Origin of the sequence: Ligilactobacillus sp. WC1T17 (assembly GCA_900110005.1) — a bacterium.
In the GTDB taxonomy this organism is placed as follows: Bacteria; Bacillota; Bacilli; order Lactobacillales; family Lactobacillaceae; genus Ligilactobacillus; species Ligilactobacillus ruminis_A.
This window is the reverse complement of sequence record FOCC01000010.1, coordinates 52,694-66,182: the sequence shown is the minus strand read 5'-3', so window position 1 is coordinate 66,182 and position 13,489 is coordinate 52,694. Positions and strand designations below refer to the sequence as shown.

6 protein-coding genes, 2 tRNA genes and 3 rRNA genes are annotated in these 13,489 nt (G+C 42.7%); 8 read left to right on the top strand and 3 right to left on the bottom strand.

What is annotated here, in order from left to right; translation table 11 throughout:
• The 7 genes from BMX26_RS07325 to BMX26_RS07295 all read left to right on the top strand — a co-directional run.
• Nucleotides 1–153 (top strand): 23S ribosomal RNA (locus BMX26_RS07325); the annotation flags it as partial.
• Nucleotides 154–235: 82 nt separating this feature from the next.
• Nucleotides 236–352 (top strand): 5S ribosomal RNA (gene rrf / locus BMX26_RS07320).
• A gap of 4 nt (nucleotides 353–356) precedes the next feature.
• A tRNA-Gly gene (locus BMX26_RS07315) sits at nucleotides 357–428 on the top strand.
• A gap of 30 nt (nucleotides 429–458) precedes the next feature.
• Nucleotides 459–575, top strand: a 5S ribosomal RNA gene (gene rrf, locus BMX26_RS07310).
• A gap of 179 nt (nucleotides 576–754) precedes the next feature.
• The gene (locus tag BMX26_RS07305; protein ID WP_075530785.1) at nucleotides 755–1,453 is read left to right on the top strand and encodes a fructose-6-phosphate aldolase; all 699 of its coding nucleotides are present in this window, start codon (nucleotides 755–757) and stop codon (nucleotides 1,451–1,453) included.
• A gap of 151 nt (nucleotides 1,454–1,604) precedes the next feature.
• Complete coding sequence (gltB, locus tag BMX26_RS07300) at nucleotides 1,605–6,041, top strand: glutamate synthase large subunit (protein ID WP_075530784.1); 4,437 nt, start codon at nucleotides 1,605–1,607, stop codon at nucleotides 6,039–6,041.
• A 2-nt stretch (nucleotides 6,042–6,043) separates the two neighbouring features.
• Entirely contained in the window at nucleotides 6,044–7,471 is a 1,428-nt protein-coding gene (locus BMX26_RS07295; RefSeq protein ID WP_075530783.1) for a glutamate synthase subunit beta, read from the top strand.
• 92 nt (nucleotides 7,472–7,563) lie between these two features.
• Here the strand turns inward: BMX26_RS07295 and BMX26_RS07290 are convergent, their stop codons facing one another.
• The 3 genes from BMX26_RS07290 to helD form a co-directional block, all read right to left on the bottom strand.
• Nucleotides 7,564–9,036 (bottom strand): APC family permease, encoded by a 1,473-nt coding sequence (locus tag BMX26_RS07290; RefSeq protein WP_075530790.1) that lies wholly within the window; start codon nucleotides 9,034–9,036, stop codon nucleotides 7,564–7,566.
• 733 nt (nucleotides 9,037–9,769) lie between these two features.
• Nucleotides 9,770–9,842, bottom strand: a tRNA-Thr gene (locus BMX26_RS07285).
• Between the two features lie 50 nt (nucleotides 9,843–9,892).
• Entirely contained in the window at nucleotides 9,893–12,148 is a 2,256-nt protein-coding gene (helD, locus tag BMX26_RS07280) for an RNA polymerase recycling motor HelD (protein WP_075530782.1), read from the bottom strand.
• Between the two features lie 146 nt (nucleotides 12,149–12,294).
• On the opposite strand from helD, the gene BMX26_RS07275 reads away from it, so the two are divergent.
• A complete protein-coding gene (locus BMX26_RS07275) occupies nucleotides 12,295–13,440 on the top strand; it encodes a hypothetical protein (protein ID WP_143454879.1) in 1,146 nt (381 codons plus the stop codon).
• Nucleotides 13,441–13,489 lie beyond the last annotated feature (49 nt).

Below are 13,489 nucleotides of genomic sequence, written 5' to 3'. Positions count from 1 at the left end.
AAAGCATCTAAGTGCGAAACTCACCTCGAGATAAGATTTCCCATTCCTTTATGGAAGTAAGACCCCTGAGAGATGATCAGGTAGATAGGATGGAAGTGGAAGTGCGGCGACGCATGGAGCGGACCATTACTAATCGGTCGAGGACTTAACCAAGTAAAAAGCGTGAAGTTCTTGAGATTAATTGAGAGAAGATATTATCTAGTTTTGAGAGAACAAGGTTCTTTCAGATAAATAGTGCGGTGATGATGGCATCAAGGATACACCTGTTCCCATTCCGAACACAGAAGTTAAGCTTGATAGCGCCGAGAGTAGTTGGGGGATCGCCCCCTGTGAGGGTAGGACGTTGCCGTGCACATGCGGAAGTAGTTCAGTGGTAGAACATCACCTTGCCATGGTGGGGGTCGCGGGTTCGAATCCCGTCTTCCGCTTTTTTTATATCTTAAATATAAAGAAAATAGTATAGTGATGATGGCATCAAGGATACACCTGTTCCCATTCCGAACACAGAAGTTAAGCTTGATTACGCCGAGAGTAGTTAGGGGATCGCCCCTTGCGAGGGTAGGACGTTGCTATGCGAGTAGCCTGCAGGTTAGCCTGCAGGCTTTTTTATTACCTAAAAATAAAAAGCTGTGACATTGATATTTTTAGTTTTGAAACAGCTTTTAACTTTCATTCGAAAAAAAATAATTTTCTAATGAAAGTTGAGCGCTTTCGTGCTATAATGTAGTTGTCAAAAAGATAGGAGGAATTAATGATGGAATTTCTTTTAGATACAGCAAATTTAGCCACAATTGAAAAATATAACAAAATTATCCCCTTAAGCGGTGTCACCTCAAATCCATCGATTGTCAAAAAAGAAGGAAAGATTGACTTTTTTCCACATATGCGCAAAATTAGAGCAATTATCGGAAAGGACAAGACTTTCCATATCCAAGTTGTTGGACAAACAATGCCAGAAATGGTTGAAGACGCCCACACAATCTTAAAAAATGTTGATGCGGATGTTTATATTAAAATTCCAACCAATGAACAGGGTTTAGCTGCGATGAAAATTTTGAAAGCAGAAGGTGTTCATATTACAGCTACCGCTATTTATACAGAATTTCAGGGGAACTTAGCCATTGCGGCTGGCGCCGATTACTTGGCACCATACTATAACCGGATGGTTAACAATAATATTGATGCTGATGAAGTAATTAAGCACCTGTCAGCCCAAATTGAGCGCAGTCAAGCTAAGACTAAGATATTGGCAGCAAGTTTCCATACCGTTCAACAGGTAAATGCAGCTTTTGCTAATGGGGCACAAGCTGCTACGCTGGGAGCAGACATTTTGAAGACAGCTCTTAATATACCAGCTATCGGCGACGCTGTGGCAACATTTACTAATGATTGGGAAGAAACTTTCGGTGAAGGGGAAACCGTATCATCACTTTTAGCAAAACAATTAAACTAACTTTTACTAAACTGTTAAAGTCGCAAGCTACTTGCGGCTTTTTTCTTTACTTTAAGCAAATTTAACTTGCAAAATGGATTGACATAACTTACATTAAAGATAAGTTAGAAAAAATAAATAATTATATTTAAATGTGATGAGGTGAGAAACAATGAGTGAAGAAAAGACGATGTATTGTCGCCAATTTGAACATGATGCTTGCGGAATGGGTTTTATTGCGCAAGTTAAAGGAAAAGCCAGTCACGACCTGGTAAAAAAAGCGCTGGTTATGCTCAGCCGGATGAACCATCGTGGCGGTACCGGTGCTGAACCTGATACTGGCGATGGCGCTGGTATCTTGCTAGCAATGCCGGATGTTTTTTTTAGAGATTATGCTGAAAAAGAAAATTTTATTTTGCCTAAAAAAGGTGACTATGCAGTGGGGATGCTCTTTTTACCTCAGGAACAGAGGGAAAAAGAGGCCTTGCTTCGGTCTGTCTGTGAGGAAATTACCCTAGCAGGGTTTAAAGTGCTTAAGACCAGAGATGTGCCGTATGTTTATGAAAATTGTGGACCCAGTGCCCAAAAATCGATGCCGGGCTTTGCTCAAATTATTTTAGCACGTCCAAGCGACATTGAACGCGGGCGGATGTTTGAAGATGTACTCTATAAATTACGGCGTCACCTCGAAAAAATTTATTCAGCAGATGAATTTGCTATTGTTAGTTTATCGGCACAAACCCTCTGTTATAAGGGAATGTTGCATGCTTACCAAGTTGGCGAATTTTTCTTAGATTTGAATAATAAAGCCATGCAAACAGACATTGCTTTGATTCACTCACGTTTTTCAACTAACACCTTTCCCAGCTGGCAAAGAGCGCAGCCTTTCCGCTTTATTGCCCACAATGGCGAAATAAACACGTTAAAAAGGGCTGAAAATTGGATGGTCAGCCACAATATTGAAATTTATAATGAAGAAGATTCTGATTCAGCTAAATTAGAGAATTGCATGGAATACCTCTATCGTAATGGACGTGATATGGCTCAAGCACTTTTAATGATGATGCCGGAAGCTTGGAGTGACGCCATGGATCTTCCTGAAGATGAACGTGATTTTGATGAATACAACTCTTCTTTTGTGGCACCATGGGATGGTCCGGCCGCCTTATGCTTTACTGATGGTATTCAAGTTGGTGCTATTTTAGACCGCAATGGGCTCAGACCAGCGCGTTATTTAAAAGTTAAAGGTGATTTTTTGATTGTGGGCTCTGAATCAGGCATTTATGATGTGGATCCCACAGATATTTTAGAAAAGGGCATCTTAGGGCCGGGCGAAATGCTGTTGGCTGATACGAGCACGCAAAAAATTTACCATAATGCGGAGATTAAAAAATATTATGCAGCTAAGCACCCATACGGCCAATGGCTCAAAGAATATCAAGTACCATTAGCAGAACTTCCTGAAGCCGATATCGTTGAAAAACTTTCACATCATGCTTTACAAACCTTATGGCGCCGCCATGGTTATAGCGAAGATTTAATCCGCGACTCCATTATCCCAATGGCACAAAACGGCAGTGTGCCGGTAATTTCGATGGGATATGACTCACCGCTGGCGGTATTAAGCAAGAAGCCGCAATCTTTATTTTCCTACTTTAAACAGCAGTTTGCTCAAGTTACCAATCCACCGATTGATGCCATTAGAGAAGAACAGATGATTGGCACCCAGATGTATCTTGGGCCTGACTATGACATCAGCCGGGATGTAGCACAAAATGCTAAAAAGATTAAGCTCAATTCCCCGCTTTTGGATGAAAATGCTTTTGAACGCTTACGTCATTTGAATGGCAAAAACGGCTTTAAAACAGGGGAAGTTTCGCTTTGCTACAGTTTGAAGAAACGCCCCCACCGCCTGCAACAAGCTTTAGAAAACCTCTTCTTAGATGCTGAGGCCAAGATTGATAGCGGCTGCAGTCTAATTATTTTAACGGATCGCAAAGCCACCCGAGATGATTTAGTGATTCCAGTGCTTTTGGCAACGTCTGGGCTGAATAATTATCTTGTTAAAAAGGGCAAACGCGGCTTAGCTTCAGTTATTGTTGACAGTGGTGAAGCCTGCGATGTTCACCATTATGCCGCTCTTTTAGGTTATGGTGCTTCAGCCATTCATCCTTATGGCGTCTTTGCCACACTCGATTATTATGGCTTAGGTGAGCATAAAGCTGATTACTTAAAGGCTGCTCAAGCAGGCATTGTGAAAATTATGAGTCGGATGGGAATTTCGACTATCATTGGTTATCAAGGGGCTCAATTATTTGAAGCAGTCGGCCTTTCCAAAGAAGTCGTTGATGAATACTTCACTGGTACCGTATCGAGAATCGGCGGTCTTAGTCTTGATCAGATTGAAGATGAATATCTGAAACGTTATGAAAAAGCCTTTGGCGAAACGGCAGCTGATCCTTTGGCAACGGCAGGTGCTTTCAAATATCGCGCCAATGGCGAACACCACCTCTACAACCCGATGACGATGTATAAATTCCAACAAGCTGTCAAAACCGGCGACTATAAGCTTTATGGCGAATATCGGGATTTGATGCAAAAAGAAGCGTTGGAGAATCCAACCACTTTGCGGGACATGTGGCAATTTAAAGCCACGAGAAAACCGGTGCTGCTTAGCGAAGTTGAACCAGTTTCGCAAATCGTTAAACGGTTCAAAGCCAGTGCTATGAGTTATGGGGCTTTATCAAAGGAAGCTCATGAGTGTATTGCTCAAGCTATGAACGAACTTGGCGCTAAGAGTAATAGCGGTGAAGGCGGCGAAGATGATACTCGTTATAACACGATTTATAATAGTAAAATTAAGCAGGTCGCTTCGGGCCGTTTTGGGGTTAATGCTAAATATCTGGTTAATGGAGAAGAAATTCAAATCAAAATCGCCCAAGGTGCCAAGCCGGGTGAAGGTGGGCAATTGCCGGGCGCCAAAAACTTTCCTTGGATTGCGACGGTGCGCGGTTCATTGCCTGGGGTGCGGTTAATCTCACCTCCGCCACACCATGATATTTATTCCATCGAAGATTTAAAGCAGCTGATTTATGATTTGAAACAAATCAACCCTAAGGCTAAAATTTCCGTCAAGTTGGTTTCCAGCACAGGTGTAGGTACGATTGCGACTGGTGTGGTCAAATGCGGTGCCGATAAGGTCGTGATTTCCGGTTATGATGGCGGTACAGGGGCTGCTCCACGAATTTCCGTCCGTGACGCCGGCCTACCATGGGAAATGGGCTTAGCCGAAGCTCACCAAACGTTGGCTAAAAATAATTTACGCCAAAGGACAACCATTGAAATCGACGGTAAATTGATGACTGGGCGGGACATTGCCGTAGCTATTCTGCTGGGCGCAGAAGAATTCAGCTTTGGCTCCTTGGTTCTCGTGGCGATTGGTTGTATCATGATGCGGGTTTGCAGCAAGAATACCTGTCCGACGGGGATTGCGACCCAAGATCCACGCTTAAGGAAACGTTTTTTAGGCAAACCCGAAGATGTTAAGAACTGCATGCGCTTTTTAGCCCAAGACTTGCGTGAAATTATGGCCAGCCTCGGCTACCGGACAATTGATGAGATGGTGGGACAAACACAAAACCTAAGTCCTCGTTTTGTTGCTAAAGGCAAAGCCAAGTCACTTGATTTTTCCAGCATCTTAGCGGAAAGTACCGGTATTAACCGTAAAGCTAGTGATCCTTTTGCACCAAAAGAAGAATGGCCTGACCTCAATTTATTTGCCAAAGAAGCTTTGGAACACGGGCAGCCGGTGGTTTTATCCGGTAAAATTGATAATTTGCACCGGGCAGCTGGAACCAGGATGGCCGGATGGATTGCGAAAAGGTTTGGTAACCATGGCCTAAAAGATGGCCAGCTTAAATTTGACTATACCGGTGTAGCTGGCCAAAGTTTTGGAGCCTTTATTCCGCAAGGGTTGGAACTTAAAGTTACCGGTGAAGCTAATGACTATGTTGCCAAGGGACTTAGTGGCGGACGGGTAATCGTCAAAGCCCCGGCTAAAGCCCAAGAACTTTATAGCCATGCGTCAATTGTCGGCAATGTGGCCTGTTTTGGTGCGACGAGCGGTGAAGCTTATTTCAATGGCAAGACCGGTGAGCGTTTCTGTGTGAGAAATTCGGGTGCCAGCGTGGTGGCTGAAGGAATCGGTGATCATGGCTGCGAGTATATGACTGGCGGAATTGCGGTAATTTTAGGTTCAGTCGGTAAGAACTTTGGTGCAGGGATGTCTGGCGGTTTAGCCTATATTTACGATCCAGACCAGACTTTTAAAAAGAACTGTAATCTAGAAATGGTTGATTTATTTGCGGTAGATAGTAAAGAAGATAAGGTCTTATATGATTTGGTTAAAAAGCACGCTAAGTATACGGATTCCCTGAAAGCTCAAAAGCTTTTGCAAAATTGGGATGAAGAACTTAAAAATTTCGTCAAGGCCTATCCAAAAGAGTATCATAAGGTTAATGATGCCCTTGAAACCTGCAAAAAACAGGGGGTACCAGCGGAACAGCTGGCACAAAAGGCCTTTGACCTGTTGCAAAGCAAGGGGGCGTAAGCATGGCAGATCCATTTGGTTTTATGAAATATGAACGACTTCAAAACCCAATGCGCAAGGTTGACACACGGATTTTGGATTTTGATGAATTAGAAGAAGATATAACAGAAGAACAAAGAAGGCTGCAAGCTGCCCGGTGTATGAACTGCGGGGTTCCCCACTGTCATGCCGGCCAATTTTACAGCGGTGGACGAGCCGTGAGCGGCTGTCCCAATGACAACCTTATTCCTGAATGGAATGACCTCATCTATCGCAAAGAAGATTGGGCTGCTTTTAGGAGGCTGACTTTGACTAACCCTTTGCCGGAATTTACCGGACTGGTTTGTCCAGCGCCTTGTGAAGTCGCTTGTAACGAAGCTTTGCATGACAAGGCGGTTACCATCAGAAACAATGAGCATTATATCATTGAGACGGCCTTTAAAAATGACTGGGTCAAACAAACGGGCCTTCCTCAAAAGCGTAATGGCTTAAAGATTGCCATCGTCGGTTCTGGTCCTAGTGGGCTTGCTTGTGCTTGGCGTTTAAATCAACTGGGGTATACGGTTACGGTCTATGAAAAATCCGATCAGCCAGGGGGCCTTTTGATGTATGGTATTCCTAATATGAAATTGCCCAAAGAAATGGTTAAACGCCGGGTTGATTTAATGAAGGAAGTCGGAATTACCTTTGTCGTCAATACAGAAGTTGGTGCTGATGTAAAAGCTCAAGAGCTTTTGGCCAATTATGACAAGGTGGTCTTAACTATTGGTGCCGGAGTACCAAGAGATCTTAGCGTTCCAGGCAGAGAATTTTCAGGTATTTATTTTGCAGTGGATTATCTGACTAAAGCTACTAAAGAAGTCTTGAAAGATGGCACGAAAGCAAAGCATAAACTCAAGGGCAAAAAAGTTCTTGTCATCGGTGGTGGTGATACCGGTAATGACTGCATTGCAACTGCCATCAGACAAGGTGCCAGCGATATTACGCAATTAGAAATCACCAGAAGACCACCGAGGGTTAGACAGGCGGACAATCCATGGCCGCAGTGGCCTCGAGTTGAAAAGGTCGGCTACGGTCAAGAAGAAGCCCAGTTTATCATGCAGCATCCGGTTACCAGTTATGAAAAGACAGCAGTGGCCTTTAAAGGTGAAAACGGCAGGGTTAAAAGCGCCACGGTGGCACAAGCTCAGCTTTTTAAGCCCGTCAAAGGGACTGAAAAAGAAATACCTTGTGACCTTGTTTTGATTGCGATGGGCTTTACTGGTGTTAATAAAGCTGTTTTAGCCAATTTTGGTGTTACCAAGGTTGAAAGTGACGGCACGACCGACAAAGACCAAGTCTATGTTGCCGGCGATGCTAAAAGAGGACCAAGCCTCGTCATCTGGGGCATCAGAGAAGGCATGCAGATAGCAGGCAAGGTCAATGCTTCCTGCAAGGCAAGAGAAAAATAAGAAAAATCCCTTCGACTGTAATGGGCGAAGGGATTTTTTGTTAACATTATATTATTTTACTAGTAAAAAACAGTGATTTACTGCTACAAAAATTATTTTTCGTTATTTTTTTTCGCTAAAGCTGAATGGCGAATGCCATAGGCAAAGTAAATCACAAGGCCCAAAATAAACCAATAGCCGGAATAAGTTTTAGCTTCAATGTCCAAGCCTAAAAAGACCAAAAGTGAACCGACAAAAGCCAAGATGGGCAATACGGGGTACAGTGGCATCTTGAATCCAGGAACGGGAAGGTCACGCCCTTCACGCCGGCGTAAGGCGTAGATACCAATTGATACAAACATAAAGGCAATTAAAGTCCCGGCTGAAACTAATTGAGATAAGGTTTCAAAGGGGAAAAAGGCTCCTAAGATGATGGAAACGACCGTCATCACGATTAAAGCGTTATTAGGCAGTTTTTGGTCATTTAACTTTCCTAAGAAAGAAGGCAGCATTCCGTCTCGGCCAAAGGAATAAAGTAATCGTGACCCAGCTAAGGTCATCCCGATTACCGCGGTAAACATCCCCAAAACGGCAATGGCAGACACAACACTGGCGACAATGGGATGGCCGGAATGTCTTAAGGCCCAGCCGACAGGTTCAGCATTTCCGGCATAGTTGGTGTATTTAAACATTCCTACTAAGACTAAAGAAACAGAAACAAATAAGATGACCGCAATTATTAAGGATCCTAAAATTCCGCGCGGCATGGTCTTAGAAGGTTCTTTAGCTTCGGCTGCATTGGCTGCGATGGAGTCAAAACCGATATAAGATAAGAAAATCGATGACACTCCGGCGTAAATGCCCAACCAGCCGCCAAAGTGTGTGCCGTCCGCATTCATTTTAGGTGCGGGAATAAAGGGCACATAGTTGGATGGATGAATAGCGGTTAGTCCCACAAGCACAAATAAAATAATAGCTAAAACCTTTAAGACAACGAGAATTTTTTGAATCCGCGCTGCTTGTGAGACCCCACGGGAAATTAAAAGCGACACTAAAATCAAAACGATTAGCGCAATCAGGTCAACTACCCCGCCATTAGTCCCAAAAGGATTGGATAAAGCCGCCGGTAATCTTAAGCCCAAGGGTTCAATTAAACCTCTAAAATTGGCCGAAAGACCAGATGCCACAAAGGCAACGGCAATAAAGTATTCGGCTAGTAGCGCCCAGCCGACGACCCAACCGCAGAATTCGCCAAAAATTACGTTCATCCACGAATAAGCCGATCCTGCAAAAGGCAGAGCTGATGACATTTCAGCATAGGCAAATGCCACTAGTCCGGCGACTACAGCGGCCAGCAAGAAAGAAATAGCGACTGCCGGGCCGGCATATTTAGCCGCAATTACACCAGGCAAGGTGAAAATAGCTGCGGAAACAATGGTCCCTACCCCTAGAGCCAAGAAGTCCTTGGTCGTTAAGACTTGGCGTAAATGCGAGTCTTTATCCTTATAAAAGGACACATCTTCTTTTTGAAACATTCGTTTAAAAATCTGCAATAAAAAAGCCCCCAATAAAAGTTGATAGTTCATTTTATAAAAGATAATGAAATTAGTCAAATTAAAATTAAAAACAGCTTATTTTTTGTTAGAAAACGCTCATTTAATTGAGGTGTCAAGTCAGTCTTAGCTGTCTTTTTGCAGATAATTCCATATTCAGGTGGGACGATTTGGAATTGTTTGAAAAAATATGACGAAAAGTGTTTGTGTTTGGAAAAAGAGCGTTATAATAAATAATGTAATCGGTTACCCAAAACAGATAAAAGGATAGATGCCTTATGAAATTAGCCACACGGATTAATTCATTTTTGCCGGTCAATGGCAATGATATGAATCAAGTTTTTGATTAATTTCAAAAATTAGGGCTGGGATATGTTGATTCAGATTCAAGAAAGCGGATGTGGCAGCAAGCGGTTCAACATCTGCTTTTTTTATCGGTCAGCGTTTGTTATACTGACAATTTATGTGATATAATATAGCCACAATCGTATATAGCTTCGTAATCCTCCGTGCCGAACGGGGGATATTTTTTTATATAAAAAAAATAGGAATTTTTGATGAAAAACTCAAAGAATAACAAAAATGTCCTCAGCTTCCACGGCCGAGGGCATTTGTGATAATATATTCAGAATGCGGTTCTCCATCTCACTTCAAAGTGTCACCAAAAGTGTCACCAAAGTCAGCAGAATATAGTAACGCTTAGTAACTAAAATGCCGTAAAATCAACGTTCCGTACCTAGTAGAAACGCGTAATTTCCATAACTTAAGCCACTTACCGGGTTTGAACCGGTGACCTCCACCTTACCATGGTGGCGCTCTACCTACTGAGCTAAAGCGGCATAAATACCTAATCAGTATATCTGATTAGGCAAGTGAATGCAATGAATTCTTATTCTTTTTGCAAGATTGCCTTGAATTCGTACAAAGCGGGGCTGATTTTTTGCATGATTTGCGGCAGTTCTTCAGGGCAGATGAGGGTTAAATCATGCATGGCTCTAGAACAGATGGTATATAAGATACCGACATCTTCAGGCGGATAGTTGGCATTGGTGACTTGAGCGACAATTACGGCGTCAAATTCCAATCCCTTGGCCAGATAAATCGGCAGGATGCACAAACCTTTAGGCACGGCCGTATCTTGATCATTTAATAAGTTTGGCTTAAAGTTAGCTAAACTATCAGCTAAAGCTTTAGCTTGAGCCAGGTCTTTGGTGATTAAAGCGACAGTATCATTGTGAAGTAAGGCGTCAGTGATTGTTTGATCCAAGACTTGAGCGTCTTTGGCAAATAAGACGCGTGGTTTAGGACCATTGCGTGTGAACGATTTGATGTTATTTTCATTTGGCAGCATGGCTTTCATGAAGTCAGTAATCTGCTTAGTGGATCGATAGCTGGTGTTTAATTCAATGATACGGGCATTTTTTGCCTGGAGATTTTTTTCAAGGCGCAAAAGCAAGGACTTTGGTTCTTCTAAAGGATTGAAGATAGCTTGTTCACTGTCGCCTAACAGGGTTAATTTAGCCTTGGGAAAGGCATGCTTGAGGTATAGCAGGCAGCTTTCAGGGTAATCTTGCATTTCATCGATAAAAAGATGCTTAATCCCGCGGTTTTGCCCGCCACCGGTAAGCAGGTCGCGCATGAATAAGATAGGAGCGCAGTCTTCGAGGAACAACTGATGGTATTCCAGCCTTTGATCAAAAGCTTCCTGTGACATCGGCAAATATTGTGCCAAAAAAAGACTATATTGGGCGTAAACATCGAAGAAAAAACCGTTAAAGATACCATCGTAAATCGGGGCGTAGTATTTTCTTGCTAATTTTTTTCCCATGTACAAAGCTTCTTGGTCAAGGCTTTGAAAGTGGTTGCGTCTTTTACTGCCCATGAGTTCGTGATATTCTTCTTCTGACAATAAATCTAAACGATCCTGCATTTGAGAAGATTTTGCTAACTGGTTTAAGAGGTGACTTAATTCTTTAATTAATTTATTTTGGGTTGCCAAGAATTTATCTTTAGCGGTCATGGCTTGAGGCAATTTTTGGTAAATTGTGCGGATATGGTCAGCCGAAAAGATAACCTTGCTTCCTAAAGACAGGTCGGAAAATTGCATTTCGTCCGGCGCTAGCGTTTCAATGTATTGCAAAACTTGGTCAATAAAGGCATGATTTTCCTTAATCTGCATATTTTCAATGTCGGCTTTGCTGGCTTTAGGCAAGCGTTCATAGCGGTCAAAGAGGTTTTCAACGAACAAACCCTGGAATCGGTTGGAAAAAAAGGCCGCCAAGGTTGTTTGACGCATATTTTTTTCGCCTAAGCTGGGCAAAACTTCTGAAATGTAATGGGAGAAAAGCAGGTTAGGGGAAAATAAGACAATTTGATCGGCGGCTAATTGGCTGTCGCTATGGTACAGTAAAAAGGCAATTCGCTGCAGAATTGCGGAGGTTTTGCCGCTGCCGGCAACCCCCTGGACTAATAAGAGGTCATGGCTGGTATCTCTGATAATGTCATTTTGCTCCTGTTGGATGGTAGCGACGATATTTTTCATATATTCATCGCTGTGTTCGCCTAAAACGGCCTGCAGCATGGCGTCGCCGACGGTATCATTAGTGTCAAACATGTGCTTGATTTGTCCGCCGGTAATGGTGAACTGTCTTTTTTTGACGAGTTCGGTTTCCTGGGTGCCCATCGGCGTTTCGTATTTGACTTGGCCTAAGTTGCCATTGTAAAAAATCGCTGAAATAGGTGCCCGCCAGTCATAGATTAAAAAGTCGCCGGTCTCATCATTGAGCGAAGCAGTCCCAATGTAGAGACTTTCGGGCGTGGTTTCACCGGGGTCGATGATATCAATGCGACCGAAATAAGGCGAATCTTTGAGGAGGGTTAGCTTGGTTAATTGCTGTTTTAAGATTTGTTCAGTAGTGACGTTTTTAGCGACCAATTGTTTTTGCTGCTGGACTTCAGCGTTGGTTTCCATCTGGTCATCCACTTCAAAAGTATTGATACGCGCATTTTGGACGTAATTTTTTTCGACAGATGAGCGTTCTTGACGGGCCGTTTCATATTCGGCAGCAGTAGCATTGATTTGACGGTCGATTTCTTGGATGACGTTATCGACCCTTTGTTGTTCGGCTTTTTTTTCGTTATTCACGGCAATGTCCTTTCGCTGATTATTTGACTTTTTATTTTAGCACCTTTTATCCCAAGCGCGTCAAGTAGTAAGCTTTTTTTAAAAGAACAACAAGAAAAAGGCTTAATATGCTAAAATATAAGAAAAGATTTAGTGAGGTGATTTTGTTGCAGAAAAAATGGCTGGTTATGCTGCTGGTAGGACTAAGTGCGGTTTTTAGCAGTGGCAGCGTCCTAGCAGATAACTTTAATACCAACATCCAAAGCCAAGCGAGCTTGACTGGCTTAAAAAATTCGTTGACGACGTCTTATCAAAGTAAGCAGGCTCAGTATGATCAAGAAATTGCGGCTTTGACTAAAACCAACCTGCAAAAGGAAACGGCACTTAAAGAAGCCAATGCAAAAAAAGAAGATGCTTTAGCCAAAGCTAATGAGCAGGCGCTTGAGCAAAAAATCGCCCAAGATAAGGCTGAAATTTTAGCCAAAGAAACACAATTAAATGAAATTTATGCAACTCAAAAGCGAAATTATGAAATCATTGAAAGCAAGCTGCAGGATGAGTTGGCAGACTTGCAAACACAGCTGGCTAAATTGGCGGCTGACACGGATGAATATGTTGCAAAACAGGCTGAAATCAAGGCAAAACAGGCTGAAATTGCGCAGACAGTTGAAAATGATGCGAATATTTTACAAGAACTTTCGCAAAGCCAAAACGCAGAACTTGAAAAATTACAAACAGATTTAGCCAATGTTGAACAAGAACTGAAAACGACCCAGTTAGCCCAGCTTAACGCCTTAAAACAACAAGATGCCAAGGCCTTGCAGGATTTGATTAAACAAGACTTGCAGACCTTAAATAATTTGAAGCAAAAAAAGGCCCAAGCTTTAGAAGAATTGAAAAATCGCTATTTAACGCTATACCGGCAGGCTAGTGTTAATTTGGCCAACTATTTGAAATTACACCCTGTCCTAACCCCTAACCAGGTGGTTTATCCCCAACAAATTGCCGGTAAACGGATGCAGGTGGGCCAGCAGACCGTTGTCTTTAAGATGCAACAAACCGCTAAACAAAAGAGCCAAGCTGGAAATGCCGCAAGTCAAGCGGCTTCCTCCGGTTCGCTAGCACAAAATGCAGTCACACCTAAAAAAACCGTTCAAGTTGATGACAAAAATAAGCAAAAAAATGCTGCAGCCAACCTGCCTTTTGGAGAAAGTTTTTTGATGCTGATAACAGGAATTTTGGCGGTATTGGGCGGTGCATCCATTTGGCGTATGGATTCTAGCGGCAGTAACAATGATGACTTGTCAGCCTAATTTAAGCTTTACAAACGGAATTTTTTTGGCTAAAATCTAAGTAACGTTT

Excerpts from the sequence above, each read along its gene's own strand:
- BMX26_RS07305 (WP_075530785.1), top strand. The coding sequence starts at position 755 with ATGGAATTTCTTTTAGATACAGCAAATTTAGCCACAATTGAAAAATAT.
- gltB (WP_075530784.1), top strand. The coding sequence starts at position 1,605 with ATGAGTGAAGAAAAGACGATGTATTGTCGCCAATTTGAACATGATGCT.
- BMX26_RS07295 (WP_075530783.1), top strand. The coding sequence starts at position 6,044 with ATGGCAGATCCATTTGGTTTTATGAAATATGAACGACTTCAAAACCCA.
- BMX26_RS07290 (WP_075530790.1), bottom strand. The coding sequence starts at position 9,036 with ATGAACTATCAACTTTTATTGGGGGCTTTTTTATTGCAGATTTTTAAA.